Raw genomic sequence first — 22,811 nt, 5'->3', positions numbered from 1 at the left:
CAGGTCATCGCGGACAGCAAAGCCGGCGCTCTGGCCCACCTGCCCTCCGGACACTTCCACGCCAACGCGGCCTGGCTGACCCTGTGGGCCATGACTTACAACCTGCTCCGGGCAACAGGCGCGCTGACCTCGGTCTTCCACGCCAGGGCGACCACCGCCACGATCCGTGCCCACCTGATCCATGTTCCGGCCCGGACCGCCCGCTCCGCACGGCGTATCACCCTGCACCTGCCCCACAACTGGCCCTGGCAGCAAGCCTGGACGCATATGTTCGCTATCACGCACGGCCCACCCGAACCGGCCTGACAGCGTCCCTGCCCACCCCGTCCGCAAGGGCCCGACCGGAACCGATCACGTGGAAAAGCTGGGCAGACCAGCGGATACCACCTGCCCATCCACGGCCACCGACCCGAAACCGGCTCAGAAACCGGTCAGAAGATCACTCTCAAACCACGCCGGTGGATCGAGGCTTAGGGGCGCCGAACTCCAGAATCAGTTGGTCCCGGGCTCCGGCGGCGAGCGCGTGCAGCAGGAACTCGCGGTTGACGGCGACGCGGTTCGGGTCGTCGTCACCGTCCTCGCAGATGGTCACGGTGCCGTCGGCCGCCACTTTGAGCACGCTGAGGTCACAGGACAGGCCGTCCTGCTTTCGCACCTCGTTCGCGCGGACGGGACCGGTCCGCACCGCCTCCTGGAAAGCCGGCACATCGACGAGGGCGCGGCGCCCGGCCGGCAGGCGGACGAGGCGACGGTAGTCGGGGAAGTCGTGATCGAGGCACTGACCGGCCGTCTGACGGTCCCCGGTCTCCAGTGTCACGCGGTCACCGTCCACAGCGAGCTGGACGGGTTCCTCGCCACTCAGCAACGCCCGCATTGCGTCGGCGAGCGGCGCGGGCACGATGACCTGCACACGGGGCCCGCCGTGCCCGGTGGTACCGGCCCCCGCGACAGCCATCCGGTACCGGTCGGTGGCCACGACGTGAAGTTGCTCGCCCTCGATGTCGAACAGGACACCGCCGAGCATCGGCAGCTCCGGGTCGGTACTGGCGGCGAAACGGACCGCGTCCAATGCGGCGGCCAGCTCAGGCGCGGAGACGGCCAGCCGGTCGGTGGTGCGGAGCGAAGTCATGGGGTTCTCCCTGTGTTCGAGTAGTGCTCGGAGCGCGGAGAACTCACTGCGGGCATCGGACAGCCCCAGTTCAAGACTGCGCAGATGCGCTTGAAGGAGCTTTCGCACCAGGTCGGTGTCCGCGCTGGACCATCCGGCCAGCACCAGCCGAATGTCCGCCAACGGCATACCGGCCCGGCGCAGCCGGGCCAGCAACCGGGCCTCTTCAAGCTGCTCAGGGCCGTACCAGCGGTAGCCACTCACCGGATCCACCCAGGCAGGGACCAACACACCGGCACCGTCGTAGAACCGCAGGGCGCTCACGCTCAGTCCGCTGTCCCGGGCCATCTCACCAATGCTGCGCATCTCGCTCTCCACACCCGGCACTCTGGGCCCTCCACCAGGTCGAGGGTCAACCCCGGTCGGTCGGCTCGAACACTGAGAACACCGAACAGCACGCGGGTCCCGTCGGGACGATGGCCCGGCCCGTCGAGCCCTGCCCGCCCGACGCGCAGTCAGGGCGCAGGCTGCTCCCACTGCATCGCCACTCTGCGAAACTGCCGCAGCCTCATGGCGCTTGCGGCGGGACGCGTCCTCTGCGGTCAGGCCGATGCCTCACGCGCGTACGCGGTGAACACGGCCCATTGGTCCCGCGAAAAGGTCAGCGCCACTCCCGGCTGGTTCTTCGAGTCACGGACGTGGACGGTGTTGGGCGCGGCAGCAACCTCGACGCAGTCCCCGCCGTTCGGACCGCTGTAGCTGCTCTTGAACCAAGTCAGCTTGCCAGGCACGTCGTTGTGCTGCTCAGTACTCATTTTTCCCCTGCCGCTCTCGCGATGAGACGGGCAGACTCCTCGGTGTTGAGAGCCTGTGACCGCAGCATTCCATACTGCAGCCAGAACTCGCTGACCTCATCTCGGTGGGATCGGACGCTCACGATTCCCTGAGACTCGATGGATACGAACTGTTGGCGCTCGATTGTTTCGAGGAGGACCATCGGGCCACTGAGGCCACTGTGTGCGGCTTGCTGGGTCGGCATTACCTGGACCTCTACGTTCCGCATCCGGGAGCATTCCAGCATTCGCGCCAACTGGTTCTTCATGACGGCCGTGCCGCCCACCATGCGGTGGAGGGCGACCTCTTCGAGGATGAACACGAAGACGATGCACGGGTTCTTGCGCGTCAGGAGGGACTGTCGGGCCATCCGAGCTGTGACACGTTGTTCGACGGTCTCCTCGTCAAGTGGTGGGAAGTGGGTCTCGACAAGAGCCCGCGCGTATGCCTCCGTCTGCAGGAGCCCTGGGATGAGCAACTGGTCGTACGAGAATCGGCTCACCGCCTCGGCCTCCAGCAGGGCGAAGTCGCGGAAGAACGCCGGAAGTTTCGCCCGGTCCACGTCCTCCTGGAGCACCCGCAGCGCCCCGCCCGCGTCCAGCACCCGTTCCGCGGCCTCCGTGAACGTCTCCTTCGCCGGCCTCCGTCCCTGCTCGACCGAGGCGACCTGCTCCAGCGAATACCCGATCGCGTCTGCGAGGGCCTGTTGCGTGAGGTCGAAGCGTTCGCGGAAGAGTCGGACCAGCTTGCCGTACGCACTCCACACTGCGGGGCGATCCTTGTCCCGCTCGCGTTGACCGGTCGTCTCGCTTTCGTTTGCCCTGCCCATCACGCCCCCTGCCCTGCCGCAGTGCCTGTCTTGCCCGGCAACGATTCGCCCGCCGCCCCGGTCGCGGGCACGGACCCGTACACGTGCCGTACCAACCCGTACAACGGCCGTACCGCGCCTCCACGTACGACTGTCCGACCTGGTCAGGCTATATGCGTGACGAGACGATTACGTCATGGAGTCGAGGAATGTCACCGCAGAACCGCCCACCCGAGCCCCGCAGTTCACCATCCGCCTCAGCAGCACCAGACGTGGTGCCCGTCTCGCCCGCCGCCTCGCTGCGCAGCAACTCGCGGACTGGGGGATCGCATACGACGCCGAGGCCTCCCGCGCCACCGCTGTCATCACCGCCGAGCTGGCGACCAACGCCATCACCCACGGGCGCCTGGCCGGCCGGGACTTTTGCCTGGTGCTGCGGCTCCTCCCAGGTGTCGTCCGCGTCGAGGTGACCGATGCGCGCCCCGAGCGCCTGCCGCCGACCACCGCACCCAGCGAGCCCACGCCTCCCGAGGTGGAGTCGGGCCGAGGGCTGCTTCTCGTCGCGGCGCATGCCGAGCGCTGGGGCTGCGAGACCGGCGACCCGTACACGAAGACCGTCTGGGCGGAGGTCGCCCACTCGTCGTCATCCTGGCGATAACAGGCCCGGGCCAACGTCTGCGCCCCGCTCCAGAGGTGCGGTTGGCAGCAGCGTGCCTCCATATGGAGACAGGACGGCTTTGAAGCTGGGCTCGTCGCCGTCACCGCATCGCGAAAACTGAACCGAGCCGAGTCTCAAGTCGCCCGGACGCAGTGGAGCCGTATGGCCGGTTTTGCCGTTCGCTGTTGAAAGGGCTGCCGCACGCCCCGATGATGTTCAGGCATCGTGGCCGCATAGTCTGTACTGCCGGTACGGACGCGGCGGCGGGAACGACTCTGGACGCAGGCGAGACGGGGGCGGGCGTGTGCTGCGGGAGCACCGAGGCAATTGCTTTGTGGCCGGTGATGCATGAGACAGCGCATACAGGTGTCACTTCAGGTCGTGCTGGCGCTTGTCGCGTGCTTACTCGGCATTGCCACCAACTACGCCACCAGCACGGACGATGTGCCCTGGGTGCTGGAGATCATTCAGCGGGCTGCCGTACCTGCCATCGGGCTGCTGGTGGTGGCCATGGTGGTCGGGCAGGTCGTCGTGTACCGCTTGGAGAACCCGGCGCCGCCGCAGGTCGACTGGCCGCGTGACCGGGTCCCGTACCCGGGGCTGGACGCCTTCGACGAGGACGAGGCGGCTGTCTACTTCGGCCGGGAGGCGCAGGCCGCCGAGCTGACGCGGAGATTGCACGCAACCGTGACACGGCCCGCCGACCGGTTCCTCCTCCTGGTGGGGGCGTCCGGCAGCGGAAAGTCCTCACTGGTCCGCGCGGGGGTGATGCCCCGGCTGCGGGAGCGCCGTTGGACGGTCGTGCCGGCGTTCTCTCCCGGGCCGAACCCGCTCGGTGCCCTGGCAGCGTCCCTCGCGGCCGCCGCGGGCGGCCAGGAACCGGTGAGCGCGGTGCTGCGCCGCCTGCGCCACGGGCGGGACGCCCTGCGGGGCGAACTGACCCGGTTGCGCGGAGGAGGGTTCCGGCGCGTACTGCTCGTCGTCGACCAGTTCGAAGAACTCGTCACGCTCGCGGGGGAGCGGGAACGAGCCCAGTTCCTTGACGCGCTGCGCGCCTGCCTGGAGCACGAACCCTCGGTCCGGGTGCTGGCCACGCTCCGCGTGGACCTCCTGGGACGGCTCCTTGGGAGCAGCCATGCCGAGCTCGTCCAACACCCAATCGCCATCGGCACCTTGGGCCGGGGGCAGCTCGCCCAGGTAGTCGAGCGGCCCGGTGCCCTGGTGGGCTTCTCCTTCGCACCCGGTGTGGTCGACACGATCGTAAGTGAGACCGGGGCGGACGACGCCCTCCCACTGCTCGCGTATCTCCTCCAGGAGCTGTACTTCGTCTGCGGTCCGGGCGGAACGGTCACCGAGGGGGTGTACCGGCAGTTCGGTGGCGTACCGGGGGCCCTCGCACGGCAGGCCGACAACGCCGTGGGACTTCTCGGTCCGGGCGACGGCATCGACTTCGTACTCCGTGTGCTGCTCAAGTTCGTCACGGTGGAGGGGCAGGAGGTGGCTCGCCGCCATGTGCCGCTGTCCGAACTCACGGACCGAGAACGGAACGTGGTGGACGCGTTCATTGATGCCAGGCTTCTGCGATCGGACGTACGTGGGGACGCGGCCGCGCACCATGAGCCGTACGCGCAGGTGACGCACGAGGCCCTGTTCCGCCAGTGGGCCCCGCTGCGGCAGGAGGTCGAGGCCCGGACCGAGCGGCTGCGTGAGCGTGCCGAGCTGGAGCGGTGGGCCGAGGACTGGGAACGGTCGGGGCGCAGCGCCGACTACCTCCTCACAGGCGACCGGCTCACCGTGGCCCGGCGCTGGCTGGAAGCCCTGGAGGAGGCGGGACAGGCATCGGCGCCGGCCCGCGCGCTCGTCGAGGCCTCGCAACGTAGCGATCTCGCCTTTCTGAGCCGCGTCTCCGACAGCATCGGGCGGCAGGTTCTCGGGAGCGCGGAGAGCGATCCGGAGCGCGCCCTGCTTCTGTCCCTGGCCGCGCTCGGCGAGTGCACGCCGACGCCTTCGGCCCGGCGAGGGCTCATGGCCGCGCTGGTGGCCAGCCATCTGCGTACCCGACTCGACGGGCACACGGACACGGTCCGGGACATTGCCTGGTCGCCCGACGGGCGGTTGCTCGCCACGGCGTCCAGGGACGGCACGGGCCGGATCTACGACGCCCGGTCGGGACGACCCGTGCTCGTCCTGCCGTGCGACGGCGCGATGGTCGAATCGGTCGCCTGGTCGCCCGACTCGACCCGAGTCGCCACCGCGGGCCGGGACCATGTCGTACGGATCTGGGACGCCGTATCCGGCGATCCCGTACTGCTGCTCACCGGTTCGGCGGAGATCGGCAGGCAGGTGGCTTGGTCACCCGACGGGCTGTACGTTGCCGCAACCTTCAAGGACCGCGTCGTGCGGGTCTGGGAGGTATCCGGGACCGGTCGGCCGGTGCAGGAACTGCTCGGGCACGGTGACGACGTCTGGGGCGTCGCCTGGTCGCCGGACGGCAGCCGCCTCGCCACCGCCTCCCACGACCAGACAGTGATCGTGTGGGACCGGGCGACGGGCTCGGCAGCCGTGACCCTGAGCGGGCACACGGACTTCGTCGAGGGCGTCGCCTGGTCCCCGGACGGGTGCTCCCTGGCCACCGGCTCCGGCGACCACACCGCCCGCATCTGGAACGCGGACACGGGCGAACTCCGGCTTCTGCTGCGTGGACACACCGACTACGTGTGGAACCTGGCCTGGTCGCCGGACGGCCGGATGCTTGCCTCGGCCTCCTCCGACCGGACGGTGCGCGTCGTCAGTACGGTGGACGCCAAGGTCCTGGCCGTGCTGCGTGGACACGCGGACACCGTATGGGGAGTCACCTGGTCCCCTGCGGGTACCCAGCTCGCCACCAGTTCGACCGACGGCAGCGGGATCGTATGGGACCTGCGGCCGCGCGGCGCCGAGACCGTACTGGCCGAGGGACACGACGGACCGGTGAACGAGGCCGCCTGGTCCGGCGACGGCACCCGCATCGCCACCGCCTCGGACGACGGCACGGTTCGGGTGTGGGACGCGCATTCCGGCGTACCGGCCGGGCCGGTGACGATGCTCGAAGAAAGGGTGTGGAGCGTGGCCTGGGCGCCGCACGGCGACCGGCTCGCGTTCAGTACCAACGACGGCCTGTTCCGCGTCGCGGATGGGCACGGCAGCACACTGTTCGAGCAGCGCGGCGAGGTCGTCGAGGGCTGCTCGTGGGCCCCGGACGGCCGGCGGATCGCGACCGGCGGGCACGACGGCACCGTGCGGGTGCTGTCGGCGCTGGACGGAACCGAACTGACGAAATTGACCGAGCATCAGGACTGGGTGGGGCAAGTGGCCTGGTCCCCGAGCGGGCGCCTGCTCGCCAGCTGTTCCGACGACCGCACCTGCCGGCTGTGGGACACGACCGAGAGCCGACAGCTGACCGTCCTGCGCGGGCACGACAATTACGTGGAGGACGTCGCCTGGTCACCGGACGAGGCACGGGTCGCCACGGCATCGGGCGACTGGACGGCTGCTGTGTGGGACGTTGCCACCGGGCGCCGGATCGAGGTCCTGAAAGGCCACGAAGGCCGGGTCCGTGCGGTCGCCTGGTCGCCGGATGGCAGGTACCTCGCTACCGGATCCGACGACCGCACCGTACGGGTGTGGTCCGCCGACACCTTCGAAGAGGTTGCCGTAACCGGCGTCCACCAGGGCAAGGTGACGTCAGTGACATGGTCCCGTGACGGCGCGCGGCTGCTCACCGGGTCCGCCGACGGGACAGCCAGGATCTGGGCCGCGGAGCCGGACTACGACGGGCTGGAAGGGGCCGCGCGGGGGAGGGTCTTCCGCACGCTGAGCGAGGAGGAACGGCGGCACCACATGCTGCCGCTCGACGGCGCGTGATCAGTAGGACTGCTCGACCGTGCGGTCATCGGTGTGGATGAGGTAGTCGTCCGGGTCCAAGGCCATGGCCTTGCGCTCGGGCGACGACCAGTACACGGCGTTGCGCTCCGCGAAGGTCTCCGGGCCCTCGTAGGAGATCAGCCACACGAACTGGTTGCGCTCCCGGTCAACCCATGCCCCGCCGATGGTGAACCCCAACTCCAGCCGCAGCGGGACGATTTGCGCCCGCCACCGTTGCACCCACTCGTCGAGCAAGCCGTCCCGAACCGTGTACGTACGCAGCTGTGTGGTCTTCGGCATGGCGCACATCCAACCGGAAGAGAGCCCGTGGCGCTACACGGGTACGTGTTCGACGAATCGGGCTTCACCGGCGACCTGACGTACTGACCGTCGGTCCGTCTCCCGGACCCTAAGTCCTGAAGTGTCCGCGGCCGTACGCCCCGACCTCAGGCCCTCCGGGCCAGGTCCAGCGCCGCCGTGTGGACGAACCAGTCCAGCACCTCGCAGATCTCCTCACCGTGCTCGGAGAAGACCCGCAGCGGAAAGGACGGGCGGAGCTCCAGCTTCGCCTCGGGCAGTTCGATGCCGTCGATCTTGTTGAGCCGCTGCAACAGTTCGCGGCGCTGCTCCGTGTCGTCGAACGGGCTGCGCTCCTTGAGGTATTGGAAGACGACCTCGACCGTTCCGCTGACCGGGTAGATCGCGACCGGCCACATAAGGTGGGGCCGTTGGCTCGTTCCGGCGTCGAGCATCGGGAAGCAGCTGGTCTCCTCGTGCCGCCCGTAGTTGAGGTAACCGCCTTGCCCCCGCCAGAAGTCGAGGGCCGCCAGCACGCCGGCGGACGCCTCCGGCCAGTGCTCCCGCAGCTGGCTGCGGAACCGCTCGGCCGCCTCGGCGTTCTCGCCGTCCGGCAGTGGGTCGTGCGACGCCGCCTGGGCGACGTCCTTGCCCAGCAGCGTGGCCAGTTCCGCAGCGGTGAGGCGCTGCGACCGGTGAGCCCGGCCCGAAGGGTCGAACCTCACGCCCTCACCCTGCAGCAGCTCCTGCGGCGGCTGCCTGTCGCTGCCGTCGGGCCAGCGGAAAGCGGCGGAGACCTTGCCGTCGGCGGTGAGCACCCGATACGCGCCGATCACGAACGCGTTGGACGCCAGGTAGCTGCCGACGGGCACCGGGTGGCTGCCGATGAGCTCGGCGACGTCGCCGTACGTCGTCCACGTGCCGCTCGGCATCGCGACCAGCGCCGCCCGCAACTCCGCCCAGCCGGACCACTCCTCGCCGACCGGCTTGACCCCGCCGATCGGACCGGGCCACAGCTCCACAGCCCGCTCGGAGAGCCGATCGGCGCGGGCCATGATCTCCGCCTTGCCCCAGCGTTCCGCCGAGGCGATCTCCAGGTTCATCCGCAGGGCGCTGGAGTCGAGGATCTGCTGCTTGCGCTGGAAGGGGTGGTTGGACAGCTTCGAGTTGTCCCCGGTCAGCGTCAGGTTTCCGAGGGTGTGCACGAGCAGGTCGTGCAGCTCTTGGGGCGACTGGCCGTCCTCGGTCTCGTCGCTCAGCAGGTCGAACCATGCCTGGACCGGCTTCTGAGGGAGGACGTGCTCCACGCTGAGGGAGGCATTGGCGAAGTCGACGGGCTCGGTGGGGCGGTAGCTCTCCTCAAGGCGGCGCAGGATGTAACTGCGCTGTGGCGGACGGCCGCTCCAGTAGAAGGGCTTGCTGCGGATCGCGAGGAGCAGCTCCTCGTCGCTCGGCCACCGGCGGCGCCGGCCCGACAGGAACCGCCGGACGGCCTCGGCCGCCGTTCGGTCGGTCTCCAGTTCCTTCGGAGCCTCCATGAAGATCCGGTTGAGACCGGTGGTCGGCGTCTGGCAGACGAGGCGCCGCACCAGATACGACTCGACGTACTGCAGGGCCTGGGCCGCGTCGTCGGGAGTCGTGCTGCCCGCATCGACGAGGTCCAGCAGATGGAGCGCCAGCGGGTAGTGGGTCTGGCCACCCCATGCTGTGAGGCGTTCCAGGACCGCGCGGAGGGAAGCCGACGGCTCACGGCCGGGCTCGATGATGCGCAGGAACCGCTGTCCACGCTCCGCCAGTTGCGCGACCTCGTGCTGCAGCGCTTCCTCGTTGCCGGCGAGTGGCTGGAGCCGCTTTTGCTGCTCCCGGTAGATCTCGCTCTGCTTCGTCTTGCGGTGGCCGCGTACGATCAGGTCCAGCCAGACGAGCAGCTCGAGGTTTTTGGGGCCGAGGCTCTGCTGCATGGGCAGCCACAGCTCCTGATAGACCCGCTCACCCCGCTTGGGCAGGAGCATGAACACGTAGTTGCGCAGCAGATCGCTCTGGCTGAGCCCGACACCCGTGTTGTTGATCGACTCGAAGATGCGGTAGACGTTGTCGCCGGGCTCGGCGGTGATCTCCACGATCGAGAGCAGGTCCTTGAAAACGTTCTCGATGGTTCCCACCCACCGCTCGTCGCCTGCGGCCTCCTGCCCTTCGGTGAGCGCGCCGCGGAAGAACCGGTACGCCGCACCGACGTTGTCGCCACCGCCGGCGTTGGCCCTGGCCTGGACGCATGCGGTGTACGCCTCCCGGTCCGCCTGGGTGGGCAGCAGGCGGTAGTGGTCCAGGCTGCCCTCGTGGAACTCGTTGACGAGGATCTGCCGGTGCACCCTGTCGGCGGCGCGGGAGTCGCCGCGTTCCTTGAGGTGATCGCGTAAGGCGGCGAACGCCAGCATCAGCGTGGTCAGCCGCTGCTGGCCGTCCACGACGAGCCACCTCTGCACGCCGCCGGCCTGGATCTGGCCCGGGGCGAGGACCACGGATCCGAGGAAGTGCGGCGGCGAGACCTCCCCGGCCAGGTGTTGGTCGACGAGTTCGCCCACGTCTTCCCAGAGGCGCTGCAGTTGCTCCCTTCCCCAGCTGTATGTCCGCTGGTAGAGCGGCACTTGGAACTGCTTGTCCCCTTGGACGAGCTTGAGGAAGGTGATCTCCTGGGCGCGCATGCGCTTCCTTTCTGTTCCGCTGTTGTCGTGGGGGCCGACGGTTCGGTGTCGATGTCAGCCCTGATGAGCCTGACTGTGAGCTCAGCCGCACTCGCGTTGAGAAGCTGCCGAGGCGTATGGCGATCGCTCGCGGAGCATTCAACCTGCGACGGAGCGTGGGTCACCGAACTCGACGGCGACTGCCTGGTCCCAAACCTCGGCTCTGGCCGCTCAGTAGGTCATGGACGATGCCTGTTCCAAATAAACAGTCCTCGTTCCTCGACGACCTGCTCTACAAGATCGGACATGGCTTGCAGCAAGGCGTCCCCATCGGGCGAAGCGGTGACGTTGGGGATGGGAGCACCACGGCCCAGCACCTTGGTGTCGATGATCTTTGCCCGGGTGAAGGTGGACCCGATGCCCTGCTGGCGAAAGGCGTCCAGCCAGGCACTCTGAACGTCCGTCTTGATTCGCTGTTCTATCAGGGCGTGCAGTTTGCCGGTAATAGCCCCCGCGATCTCCTGAATGACCGCCTCCCGCTCGTCGTCGGTCGGGGATCCCCCCTCCCAGCGTACGGGGCGCTCAAGCAGCAGCAATATCTGCACTTGAAGCACATCTCGGAGATCAGCGACCGGTTTGAGTGTGTCGTACTCGTCCTGCCCCCAATCACCGAGTCGTCGGGAGAGCGCTTTGACCCGAGTCCAGTGCTGTTTCGGTGCCGATGAGTTGTATTCGAGACCGAGGAGCCCCCGCCACCGGGCGTGGAAGTTGCGTGCCGCTTCGGCAACGGCGAGGGAGAGGTGCATCCGGTCGAAAACCGGCTTGGCCGGCCCCATTGGCACCGACTCTTCACCGACAACTAGCTGTTGGGACAGCGCCTCTAGCTGACTGATGGTGCGTCGGGCGCTGTTACTGACGGGGCGCAGAGACTTGTGCATTCCGCCGACGAAGAAGCAGCGTCGTTCCAGTCGCCGGCGGATACCTCGCTCTGCTGTCGGACCAAGCTCCTCTCCGATGGCACTGAGCATGTTCTCCGCTGAGGCTCGGATGTGCTCCTCCCTGTCCGAGAAACTCGGAAGGTTGTCGGCTCGCATGCGGTCGAAGTGGGTGAACAAGAAGTGCAGTTTGCTTGTGTTGCCCGAGACCGCAATGGTCTTCAACGCAGCTGCGGGAGCTGCCTGCATGGGGGCGGTGGCATTGTCAACCAGAAGGATGGCATCAACGTCGTCGAGCCGCTTGGCCAGGTCGGTGGAGAGCGTGGACGCCGACTTCGGGGTATGGCCCAGACCTTCGAGATCGATGAGCACCAGCGGTTCGGGCGTCTCTGCCCACGAGGGAATAAAGGGTCCGGCTACTCGGATGCCATTGACAAGCGGCGTGAGCAATCGGCCGAAGAGTGGAGCATAGTTACTGGACAGCCAAGTAACGGCCTTGAGAAAAGCACCACGATCCTCGGTTGAGACAGTCCAAGTAAGCGGCCACCCTTGACGTGTGCGCCGCAGCTCTCCCTCCGTCAGGTGCGCAAATCGGAGTTCGATCTCATGGAGCATGTCGTCGACGATGTGATGGAACTCCTCTAGCTGACGGAGCTCGGAGTCAAGAGTCTCTTCCAGGATCTCCTCGATGACACGCTCGTCGTCACCCTCATGCGGCTGCAGGTCCGAAAGGGCACCCGCCTTCTGCTCCGCCACAATCCTTCGCAGCTCGGACACAGCCTTGATGAGCGTGGCAGCGGTCGCGTCTTTGTCAACGACGGTGAGTTCATCGGCTTCAAGCGCCATCGCGCCTTCGTCCGCCTCGTCCTCGTCGTCGGGCATGTCGTCGTCATCATCGGATGGCAGCACCGGTCGACCGAGGGTGTAGCTGAAACGAAAGCGCTGGTTCACGTGGTCCAGGAGTCGCCTGAGGGCCTCCTTGTTTGACTTTCCCTGAAAGATCGCTAGTGCCGCTGCGGAAACGTTGTCCGTGAGATGGTCGATCACTTCATCCCGGGCGGCGAAAGTGACCACTGCCCGGTAGGGTCCGTCCTCCGTTGGAACGATCTCGGTGTCGGCCACCGTGGTCTTGGCTGTTGACGTGGACGGAAAGCGCTCGGTGCCGGGATCGGTGCCGAGCAGCTGCCGCACCGCCGTGGTCTTGCCGGCACCCGTCGTGCCCAACAACAGGACATGACGGTACCGTCAACTTGAGTCGGCAGCGGCAGGAACTCCTCGCGAAGTCCTCTGAAGTCTGTGCGAGGGGCTTCAAGACCGTCATAGAACACGTCGACGACCCGGCTGTCGTACAAGGCCATCGCCTTGGATCGTGCCTGCGGCTCCCACAGCGCCTCGTCCTGAAGGATCTGATTAAGCTGGCAGACCAGAGCGTCAGCTTCCGCATCAACACTTGTCGCCAACCCCCGTCGGACACGACGCCCCGGGTTACCGGTCGCCGGGTCGAGTCGACCCGGGTGTCGGAAGATCACAGACCATCCAGCTCGACCCTGCGAGCGGCTCTTCGACGCGGTGTAAAACCGTCCCATTCTGTTCCCCCTCTGTTGTTCCCCGTTGTTCCAGGGCGAGTTACGTTGGCAGTTCATGTGACATGTAGTCAAATTGATCAAGTTGTAGCCTCTTGGGCGTGGACCGTCTTGCTGCCTGACTGAGTTCACGAACGATCACGTGCTGGTGGAGCGTGCCAGCTTCGGCACGTTCAGGTCCTCCACGTAGCAGCGGAATTAGTTAATGCCAGGCTGAGTTGGCGCAGAACCGGGCACAGGACGAGGTGAAGCCTCAGTGTGTGTGGGCAATGTGCGCGTCCAGCAATGCCTGTCCTGGTCCGGCCATTGGTCACCCGTCCGTGTCCGCCCGAGGGGCGACCGGCTGGTTCGAGATCTTGGGCATCGTCTCGTTGGGGGAGCGGCGCAGCAGTTTCATGCTGCGGCCCTCGACCCAGGCGTTCCACGACTTGAGATAGTACAACAGGTGCTCGCGTGAGTCGTCGCGGCGGCGGTGGGTCCTGCCCGCGGCCAGGCTGAGCATCGTGTTGCGCAGCGTGAGGCGCGGATCGCCGGACTCCAGCTGTGCGCCGGTGACCACGCCGTCCCGCCACCGGGACTGGTCGATGTCCGGTCGAGTCTCAATGGTGACGTACCAGCCGATCGTCGCTGCCGTGACGGTGATACGGCAGGCGCGGTTGAGCGCGATGCCGTGGTGGAGGGCGTCGCGTATGCCGGGGTGCTTCTCCAGCGAGACCAGGAGTTGGTCATTGCTGGTGACGGACGAGCCGCCGCTCCACGCGGAGTTGGGGGCGTGCAGGTAGAGGTGGAGGCCGCGCAGGGCCGCGGCCAGGTGTGTGGCGTTGGCCTCACCGGCGAGTGCGAGCGCATCCCGGCCGGTGCGCTTGCGGCCGGTGTCCATGACAGTAAACGCGGTGCGGGGCACCCCGTGTGTGACGGTCAGTGGCACCGCGATGCCGGCCTTGACGATCGCGGCCAGGCGGTGCTGGCCGTCGATGAGTACATCGTCCTCGTCGAAGGCGATGCCCTGGTGCGTGAGTTGCCATTCGCCGCGCTGAATCTGGGCCGCGAGCTGCTGAACCGTGTTCTTGCTCAGCGGGCGGTTGTTGGTGTTGAGCGTGAGCCACTTGGCGGCCAGCTCGGGGGAGACGTCCAGGACTTCCATCTGCATGGCGCGCTGGGCCTTTCTGGTCAGACACGCGGAGTGTTGGTTGTTGTGGGCACCAGCTTGCATGAGTAGTGTGAACTAAGTCAACTGTTGCCGTATTCGGTTCACGTGTCTCGGCGGGTAGGTCGCCCTCAACGCGGCCCAGGTTGGATGTACGCGAGGCTGCTCCGGTGGGAACGACGGCAGGGGGTGGCGGCAAGCTCGCGCGGACGCATCGACCGTCGCCGATTCCCCCACCCGCGCAGAGTCGGAAGGACCGTCGAGTCGCGAGGTGTGACAGAGCGGTTCCGTGGTGCGAGGTTCCTGATACGCTCCCTCCGTGTGCTGAGTTCACACCCGAGGTGAGGCGTGCTGGGGCGCGCACTGCACTCGGCTCCGGGTGGCCGGGGCGGGATTTCACAAGTTGGCCACCTTGTTGGCCCTCAGTAGCAGTGGAGTGGCGTGTGAGCCAGGGTGAGAGTGTGCTGAGTGACGGTATTCAGCCGGTTGGTTCCGTTCATCACTACGACGATGGACTGCACGTCCGAGTCGATGACGTCATGCCGTACGAACTGGTGGACCCCGCTGATTCCTTCGGCTTCCGGCAGGGCGATGACCTGATCCGGTGCACGTTGTACCTCAGCAACGGCACTGGGCGGCCCATCGATGTCGGCGGGATCAGCCTGTTGGTTCGTTGTGGGCCGTACGGAAAGACGGGCCGCCAGGTACTGGACTACAAGACCGAGGTGCTCGACGACGAGCTGGACGGGACGTTGCGTACGGGACGCAGGCTCGCGGCCACCTGGGCCTACAGCATTCCGGCCGGCACAGCCGGAGAACTGGACATCGAGGTGCAGTTCAGGGGCCGGCACGAGCGCGAGAGCGTGACCTTCACCACCGCTGGGGCCGCCCCGTCCCGTCCTGTCGATCCTCGTGTGCCGGCTGCCCGAACCGCACCGGCGCCGCTGCCGGATCAGGCAGTGCTGTTCGGCGACGAACAGCGGTCCCTGTTCGGGGGCACGGAGCCGGACACCGCTGGTGACTACGTCCTTGCCGCCGAGGACGGTCCCGTTCCGCCTGTTCGCGGCGAACGCGTTGGCGTGCCCGCGCAGGCGGCCGCTCCCGTACCCGCTCCCGTACGTCAGGCCACTCCCGTCCGGACGCAGGAGTTGTCCGCCGACGAGACCGACGCCGCGCGCGTCCGGCAGATATTCCGCTTCCTCGCCGAGGCCGAGGAGTCCAAGGCCCGACCTGTCCGGACCTTGGACGGGGCAGCGGGAACGGTGTGGTTCGAAGAACTGCCGGACGACCCCGGTGTCGCCGTGATGCTCGACGGGGCGGTCTTTGCCGACGAACCCGCATGGCTGACAGTCGCGCGGCCCGAGCGTGAGGACGCCCCGCAGCTGAGGCCGCCGCTCGCCTCCTGGGTGGACGAGGCGCGCATCCGCGACTTCAAGCAGCCCCGGGCGCCGCACCTGCGGCGCCGGATCGAGCCGGAGTTCCCCGACTGGTCCGCGGGCATCCCGCTGGAGAAGACGTACCACGAGCTGGACGAGCACCCGCAGCGGGAGAAGATCGAGAAGCTGTATGCCACCTGGGAGCAGGAGTGGCTCGCCTGGGCCGGGCGGCGGCGCGCCATCGACCCGCTCGTCAGGCTGTACGACCGGCTCCACAAGATGCACGAGGACGCCGCCAACCTCGGCGAGGCCTACGAACTCGTCCTCGGGTTCGGCCGGCTGACCTGGCAGACCACGGGTGGCCAGCGCGTGGAGCGGCACCTCGTCACCCACCGGGCCACCATCCAGCTCGATCCGTCCACCGGCACGCTCACCGCCGCTCCCGACCCGACCGGCGTCGGTATGGAGCTCGAGGAAGGCATGCTCGATGGCGCCCAGCACGTCCCGGGCCCCGTACGGGAGGGAATCGTCGAGGTGCTCGAAAGTGCCTCCGACGCAACCGACCCGGAACACCTCGACGCCCTGCACACCGCTTTGCGCAGCTGGGTCAACGCCGCGCACAGCGCGGGGAGTTACCTGCCGACCATCGAGCGTGCCAAGCCGCGCAGTCTGGACGTGCCGCAGGTCGGGCTGACCCCTGCACTTGTGCTGCGCGAGCGCAATCGCCGCTCTACGCTGGACGCCCTCAAGGCCATCGCCCGCCAGATCGAAGGCGGTACGCCCCCCACCGAGCTGCTCGGATACATCGCGGGCCGCGACGGGGCGCTGACCGCCGCCGACCTCGCGGCAGCGGAGGACGACGGGACAGGGGCCGGCACCGGCGAGATGTACTTCGCGCTCCCCGCCAACGAGGAGCAGCGGACCATCGCTGAGCGCCTGCATGCCAACCGGCTCGTCGTCGTGCAGGGCCCGCCCGGCACCGGCAAGACGCACACCATCGCCAACCTGGTCACCGACCTGCTCGCGCAGGGCAAGCGCGTCCTCATCACCAGCCACACACCGCGTGCCCTGCGGGTGCTGCGGGACAAGCTGCCCGCATCCGTACGCGACCTGTGTGTGAGCCGCACCGAGGACGGCGCCGCCGCCCAGCGCGAGCTGGAAGCATCTGTCCAGAAGATCCTCAGCGAGTACGCCGGCTACGACCAGAACGCGTCGCAGCGCGAGATCCGGACGTTGCAGGCCCGACTCACCGCCGCCCGGTCCGCACAGCAGGCCATGCTCCGCGACCTGGCCGTGCTGCGGGAACAGGAAACCCACCGCTTCGAGGCGGAGATCGGCGACTACAGCGGAAGCCTCCAGGAGATCGCCGAGCGACTTACCACCGAGGCCGAGACGTACGACTGGATCGGTCCGGTGCCGCAGGAGCAGCCCACGCTGAGTGCCGACGAAGCCCTGCGCCTCCTGCACACCACTCGTGCGTTCACTCCGCACCAGCAGGCGCTCGCCGCCGAGGTGCCCGGCCCCTCCGAACTCCCCGGCCCCGGCGACTTCGAGGAAGCCGTGAAGGTCGTGCGCTCCGCCGAGGAGGCGCACGCCGCGGTGCGGCAGGACCCATTGAGCCAGCAGTACGACACCTGCGTACGCGGTCTCGAAGAGAGCGAACAGCAGCGGCTCTCGGCAGCACTGGACGCCTTCGCCGCCGCACGTGTCCGGGCGGGATCGCTCGCCGCCGCGGCCGGCGAATGGGCCGTCACGTTGCTGCGTGAGGTCAGTGCCGGGCAGGACTGGCAGACCCGCAGTCGGCACGCCGCCGTCAGCGACGCCCTCGCGGCCGCCGATGCCTCCCTTTCCGCACTGGGCAACGTCATGGTCAGCGGACTGGAGCAGTACGACCCGGCGACCGCGCTCGGCCAGGCCACCATCCTCCACGACGGACTGCGGCAGGGACAGAAGCTGCGCGGGCCGCTTGGCACCCGTTCCAAGCTCGCCAAGGCCGTCGGCCCCTTTGCGGCGGCTGTGCGCGCCGATGGCCGTGCCCCTGAGGACACCGATACTGCTGCGTTGGTCCTTGCCCGCGTTCAGCTCGAACTGCGCCTCGCCCAGGTCGAGTCCGAGTGGGGCACCGTCGCGGCGCCCTGGCAGGGGCACGGTCCCCGCCTCGCACGCCTGCGGCAGGAGGGCGAGGCCCTCGAAGCGCTCCTCGCCGTCTCCGCCGCCCGCACCGAGGTGCTCACGGCTGCCGCCACCTCCCCGGAACTGACCGTCGCCCCCTGGCACGACCAGCCCGTCGAGAGCGCCGTACGCGCACTGCTGCGTGCCGCCACCACCCTGCGTGCCGCCGAGCGGTCCCGTCGGGTCATCGCCGAGACCGAAGAACTTCTGCGCGCATGGAGCGACCGGCCCGGCGTCTCGCCCGCAGTGGCGCGAGCGCTCGACGCCGTGCGCGCCCAGAACCCCGACGGATACCGCGAATTCAGCCAGGAGATGGCCGAGGTCCGCGAGGCGGCCCGGCTGCGCGCCGAGCACCACGCGGCGCTCACCCGCGCACAGGAAGCCTTCCCCTCGCTCGCAGAGCGGATCATGGAAGCGCCCGAGGATGCCGACTGGGGCAAGCGGCTGCCCGCCCTGGCCCAGGCCTGGGCGTGGTCGGCGTGGCGTGAGCGCATGGAGCGCCTCACCGACCCTCAGGCCGAGCGCACGCTGCGCAGGCGGCTCACCGAGGCCGACGACGAGGCGCGCATCATGCTCGCGAGACTCGCTGCGGCACGGGCCTGGCACCGCTGCCTCGGCCTGCTCACCGGCGACCAGTCACGAGCACTCAGCGCGTACCAGCAGGCCGCCCGCCGCATCAAGGGCAAGTACCAGCACCGCTACCGGCGTGACGCGCAGGCCGCACTGCGCAAGGCGCAGACCGCCGTGCCGGCCTGGATCATGCCGCTGCACCAGGTCGCGGAGACCGTGCCCATGGACCAGCCCGGCATGTTCGACGTCGTCATCGTCGACGAGGCCAGCCAGTCCGGCCTGGAGGCCATGCTGCTCAGCTGGCTCGCCGACCGCATGGTCGTCGTCGGCGACAGCAAGCAGGTCAGCCCCTCCAACGTCGGCCTCAAGCAGGACGAGTACTTCCACCTCCGGGACCGGCTGCTCACCGGGCTCGAAGCGGACGTCCGCAGCCTCTTCGGGCCGGACTCCAGCTTCTTCGACCTCACCGAGGCGCTCTCGGCGGGCCGCGGCAGCCTCATGCTCAAGGAGCACTTCCGGTGCATGCCGGAGATCATCTCCTTCTCCAACGAGCTCTGCTACAACGGCCGGTTGCAGCCCCTGCGCCAGTACGGCGCAGACCGGCTCCCCCCTGTGCGCACGGTCTACGTCGAGAACGGTGAAGCCCTCGGCACCAACACCCGCCTGGCCAACATCGCTGAGGCCGAGGCCCTCGTTGCCGCGGTGGTGCGCTGCTGCGCCGACCCCGCGTACGACGGCAAGACCATGGGCATCATCAGCCTCCGCGCCAGCAAGGCGCACCTGGCGGAGCTGGAGAACCTACTCGCGGAGCGCCTCGATTACGAGCAGCGTGAGGAGCGGCGCATCCGGGTCGGTGACGCCGAGGACTTCCAGGGCGACGAGCGCAACGTCATGTTCATCTCCTGCGTCAACTCGGCCACCACCGCCGCGGGGAGCGTGCCGGGAGGGTTCAACGGCAAGACGTACGAGCAGCGCCTCAACGTCGCCGCCTCCCGTGCACAGGACCAGGTGTGGGTATTCCACAGCGCCCGGACCGAGCAGTTCCACGAGAACGACCTGCGCCGCCAGTGGCTCGACCACCTCACCCGGCCTGCCGAGGAGGAGACCGCCGCGGTCGAGGGCGGGGTGCTGCCGGACGTGCGGCACGAGGCGTTCGACAGCCTCTTCCAGCAGAAGGTGTACCTGGAGCTGATCGCGCGCAACTACCGCGTACGCCCCGGCTACCGGGTCGGCCGCCATGCCATCGACCTGGTCGTCGAGGGCGGTACGCGGCGCCTTGGCGTTGCCTGCGACGGCGACACGTTCGCGGAGGGTGAGGACGCCTCAACGGCGGCCGCCCGCCAGCGCGACCTGGAGCGGGTCGACTGGACCTTCGTACGCATCCGAGGCAGCCGCTTCCACCTGGACCGCGAGCAGGCGCTTGCTCCGTTGTGGGCGGAACTGGAGCGTTTGGGGATCGAGCCGGCCGGCGAGGAGCCGCAGGTCGAGATCCCTCCGGTTGAGGTCACGCAGGATGATGCTTCGCCCATTGAGGTCTCGGCGAGCGAGATCCCGGAGAGCGAGGCTCGAGAGGCCGAGGCCCCGGAGAGCGCCGGCCCGCAAGCGGAGAGTTTGGGGACTGCCACCATCCCACCGACCCGGGTGGCCCCTGAGCCCGCACAACGGACCGAGGCAGCACCGGCTCCCGTGCGCCCGTCGACCGCTGCCCCGGCTCCGGCCCCGGCTCCTGCCTCCGTGCGTCGGCCGACCTCCATCCCCGCTCCTGCCCGCACTCCGGCGGCGCCTGCCGCTGCTGCGAAGTCCGCGGTCGCCCCTGAGGCACAGGCTCACCGAGGCCAGGAGACACCTCGAACCCCCCCGGGGTCGTTCCCCGTCCGGGAGATTCCGGCCGCGGCGTTCCATCGTCTGGTCCGTGAGATGCAGGAGCTGCAACTCGCCGTTGACGCTCCCGACGAGACACCCGAAGCTATCGACGCCGCGAACCTCGTCTTTCTCCGGAAAACACAGGCCGATCGGCGTGACCGCCGCACCAAGCGCCTCGGATTCCTGCGGGCGTTCCTCGACTCGGTTCACGTCGGGCGGGAGACTCATACGCCCCAGGTTGTCATTCCCGGTGCGCTGCTCGTCCTCGAGTTCGACGGGCAGGTCGACGAGGACACCTTGTACACAGTTGCTGAACTCCCCACCGACGAGGCGGACATCGTGTCCCCCTCCTCCCCGCTGGGGCATGCCCTGATGTGGCAGCGAGCGGGACGCGAAGTCTCGTACAACGCCTCTCAGGACAAGGTGCACAGCGTCGTCATTCGCGAGATCCGGGCCTGATTGCCCGGCCGGGAAGGCATCGACGGGCCGCCGTCCACCCGGGAAGCCGGGTGGGTGGCGGCCCGTCGCCTCACCTCAGTCGGTGACCGGGTCCAGCATCGGGCTCCGCTGCCCGCTCCACGAGATCGCCAGCGCGTCACGGGCCCGGGTGCACGCCACGAACAGCAGGCAGTGCTCTGCCAGCAGATCCGACTGATGCTGCACGGGATCCACCTCGGCGGGCGTCACCTGCTGGGCGAAGGGCAGAACACTGGAGGTCACGCCGACCACGGCCACGCAGCGGAACTCCAGTCCCTTCATGGCGTGCATCGTGGCCACCCGGACGCCCGAGACCCCCGGACCCGGGTCGTCCTTGACCGCGACCGCGGGGATACCCTCCCGGCGCAGCCGCGTGATGACCGCGTCGACCATCGTGTTGAAACGGGCGCACACCGCGACCTCGGACGGTTTCACCCCGTCCTGGTCGATCCAGATCCGGATCTGCTCGATCAGTGCCCTGAGTTCCTCGTCCTGGCTGGCGTACCCGCGTGCCGCCGGGATACGGCCGTGCAGCTGGGAACGGTAGCCCCGCAGCGAGTCCTGGCCGCCGTCATCGTCGTCGTCCTCACCGAGCCGGCCCACTGGCTGCCCGTCGAGCAGGGACGCCGACCAGCGCAGGATCTCCTCCGTGCTGCGGTAGTTGAGACGCAGCCGCGAGGACCTGCCGCGGACCTGGATGCCCAGCGAGCGCAGCGAGACCCGGGAGTCGTAGATCCGCTGATGGGGATCGCCTACGAGGAACATGTCGTCCGACTGCGGCGCCACGCATGCGCGCAGTACCCGCCACTGGGCCGGGTGCAGGTCCTGGGCCTCGTCGACGACCACATGCCGGTAGCGCGGACCGCTGTCCGCGAGGACGCGCGCGGCCTGGTCGCACAGCTGGGTGTACGTCGCCGAGTCACGCGACGCCAGGTCGGCCGTGAATCGCTCCATCACGCGCCACAGCCTGGCTCGTTGCACCCGCCCCACCTGGGTGCCGCGTCCCCGTCGTACACAGCGCAGATACTCCTCGGGTGAACGCAGGCCCTGGGCCAGGACGACATTGCGGAACTCCTGGGACAGGAACTGATCGGTCCACGGAAGCTCCTCGCGGGCCGTGGCACGCGTCCAGGCGCTCTTCTCGGCGGCCGCCGAGAGCGGCCTGGGTGCGCTGCCCCGCGCTTCCCGGATGATCCGGGCGGCGAGCGAGTCAACCGTGGTCACGTCGACGCGCTGCAGCAGATGGGCGTCCGCCTCACCGAGCAGGAGCGCCAGGCTGTCGCGCAGCGCGGCCGCCATGGCGTTCGTGAAGGTGGTGAGCATTATCCGGTCGCCTTCGCCGCCGGTGCGCAGCAGATGACGCACGCGGTGCAGGGCGACCACTGTCTTGCCGGTACCGGGGCCGCCCGTGACCTGGGCGGGGCCGTTGAAGCCGGGATGGTAGGCGTAACTCCGCTGGGCGGGGTGGAGGAAGATCCTCCAGCGCGTGAGGTCCTCGGTGAGGATGCGCTCCAGCTCCCCGGGGCCGGTGACCTCCACGATGCGGCTCGGGGTGTTGAGGATCGCCTCGGCGAGGGTGACCGTGGGCCGGTCCTCGGCCGCTCGCACCGTCTGGCCGCGCGGGGCGATCAACTGCTCCCACACGTCCTCGGCGGAGTAGCCGGCCGCAAGATACTCCAGCACCTCGTACTGATCGGCGGGCATCATCGGTGGCGCCATGACGGTCAGGTCGTCGGCCGTGACGCAGACGCGTGCCAGGCGCAGGACCTGGTCGTCGATGCCGAGATCGCGGAGCACGGTGTCGGAATGCTGCTCGAAGAGACGGGCAGGGGTGACGACCGCTTTCGTCTCGAAGTACGTCTCCATCTGCTCGAGGGCCTCGACATTGCGTACCTCGAGGGCCCCAGTGGCGCCATTGACGGAGTAGGCCCGCTTGCACGCCCAGTTGATCGCCTCGTCGTGCGGGGCGACCCGAAGCAACGTGAACAGCTCGCTGCCGTCGTCGGGGGCCAGCAAAACACCCCGATAGAACTTGGTGATGCGTATCGTGCGGATCCGGGGGTCGCGCGCCCGCTCGAGCTTCTCCAGGTGCATGCCCTTGCTGGCGTGCAGCTGGGGCACGGTCGAGCTCCGGAACATCTGGATCGCGTCGTTGACCTCCTTCTGCACAGGTCTCTGCAGCGAGATGAGGTCCGCGACGAAGTCGTCGGAGAGGGCGAGTCGGGGCATGGAGGTCGTCCTCGGGTCGCGCGGTGGCCGGTGGCCGGTGGTCGAGGAACAGCCTAGAGACTCCTGCCGTCAGTAGCGACGAAGCACCGAAGATGCCTTGTGTGAACTGAGTCAACGAAGTACATTGCTCCTGCTGTTGAATGCTCGAAATGCTCGTGCCCCAGCCGGCC

General features: G+C 68.3%; 12 protein-coding genes. 4 read left to right on the top strand and 8 right to left on the bottom strand.

Translation table 11 applies throughout. The features are described 5' to 3' along the window. On the top strand, positions 1-306 hold a 306-nt coding region (locus tag ACWDO5_RS21850), incomplete at its 5' end, for a transposase (RefSeq protein ID WP_450532000.1). Between the two features lie 139 nt (positions 307-445). Here the strand turns inward: ACWDO5_RS21850 and ACWDO5_RS21845 are convergent. The 3 genes from ACWDO5_RS21845 to ACWDO5_RS21835 all read right to left on the bottom strand — a co-directional run bounded on the left by ACWDO5_RS21845 (position 446) and on the right by ACWDO5_RS21835 (position 2,708). Next, positions 446-1,474 (bottom strand): DNA polymerase III subunit beta family protein, encoded by a 1,029-nt coding sequence (locus ACWDO5_RS21845; RefSeq protein WP_450531999.1) that lies wholly within the window; start codon positions 1,472-1,474, stop codon positions 446-448. Positions 1,475-1,710: 236 nt separating this feature from the next. Further along, entirely contained in the window at positions 1,711-1,923 is a 213-nt protein-coding gene (locus ACWDO5_RS21840; protein WP_450531998.1) for a DUF397 domain-containing protein, read from the bottom strand. Next, the gene (locus ACWDO5_RS21835) at positions 1,920-2,708 is read right to left on the bottom strand and encodes a helix-turn-helix domain-containing protein (protein ID WP_450531997.1); all 789 of its coding nucleotides are present in this window, start codon (positions 2,706-2,708) and stop codon (positions 1,920-1,922) included. The genes ACWDO5_RS21840 and ACWDO5_RS21835 overlap by 4 nt, the downstream gene beginning before the upstream one ends. A 238-nt stretch (positions 2,709-2,946) precedes the next feature. On the opposite strand from ACWDO5_RS21835, the gene ACWDO5_RS21830 reads away from it, so the two are divergent. After that, positions 2,947-3,408, top strand: coding sequence for an ATP-binding protein (locus tag ACWDO5_RS21830; RefSeq protein WP_450531996.1), 462 nt, complete (start codon positions 2,947-2,949; stop codon positions 3,406-3,408). Positions 3,409-3,756: 348 nt separating this feature from the next. Then, a complete protein-coding gene (locus tag ACWDO5_RS21825) occupies positions 3,757-7,311 on the top strand; it encodes an nSTAND1 domain-containing NTPase (protein WP_450531995.1) in 3,555 nt (1,184 codons plus the stop codon). Here the strand turns inward: ACWDO5_RS21825 and ACWDO5_RS21820 are convergent, their stop codons facing one another. From ACWDO5_RS21820 to ACWDO5_RS21805, 4 genes are all read right to left on the bottom strand, one after another. Further along, the gene (locus ACWDO5_RS21820; protein ID WP_450531994.1) at positions 7,312-7,611 is read right to left on the bottom strand and encodes an NIPSNAP family protein; all 300 of its coding nucleotides are present in this window, start codon (positions 7,609-7,611) and stop codon (positions 7,312-7,314) included. A gap of 146 nt (positions 7,612-7,757) precedes the next feature. Then, positions 7,758-10,310, bottom strand: coding sequence for a GmrSD restriction endonuclease domain-containing protein (locus tag ACWDO5_RS21815; RefSeq protein WP_450531993.1), 2,553 nt, complete (start codon positions 10,308-10,310; stop codon positions 7,758-7,760). 218 nt (positions 10,311-10,528) lie between these two features. Next, positions 10,529-12,448: a hypothetical protein gene (locus tag ACWDO5_RS21810; RefSeq protein WP_450531992.1), complete on the bottom strand. Its 1,920-nt coding sequence runs from the start codon at positions 12,446-12,448 to the stop codon at positions 10,529-10,531. Between the two features lie 669 nt (positions 12,449-13,117). Then, positions 13,118-13,957: a hypothetical protein gene (locus ACWDO5_RS21805; RefSeq protein ID WP_450531991.1), complete on the bottom strand. Its 840-nt coding sequence runs from the start codon at positions 13,955-13,957 to the stop codon at positions 13,118-13,120. 536 nt (positions 13,958-14,493) lie between these two features. Between ACWDO5_RS21805 and ACWDO5_RS21800 the strand changes: the two genes are divergently transcribed. Then, a complete protein-coding gene (locus ACWDO5_RS21800) occupies positions 14,494-20,394 on the top strand; it encodes an AAA domain-containing protein (protein ID WP_450531990.1) in 5,901 nt (1,966 codons plus the stop codon). Between the two features lie 75 nt (positions 20,395-20,469). Here the strand turns inward: ACWDO5_RS21800 and ACWDO5_RS21795 are convergent, their stop codons facing one another. Then, a complete protein-coding gene (locus ACWDO5_RS21795) occupies positions 20,470-22,641 on the bottom strand; it encodes a UvrD-helicase domain-containing protein (RefSeq protein ID WP_450531989.1) in 2,172 nt (723 codons plus the stop codon). Between the last annotated feature and the right edge of the window lie 170 nt (positions 22,642-22,811).

The organism is Streptomyces sp. NPDC000880 (assembly GCF_053599675.1).
Note: the sequence above shows the minus strand (reverse complement) of the source record. Positions and strands in the feature narration are given on the sequence as shown.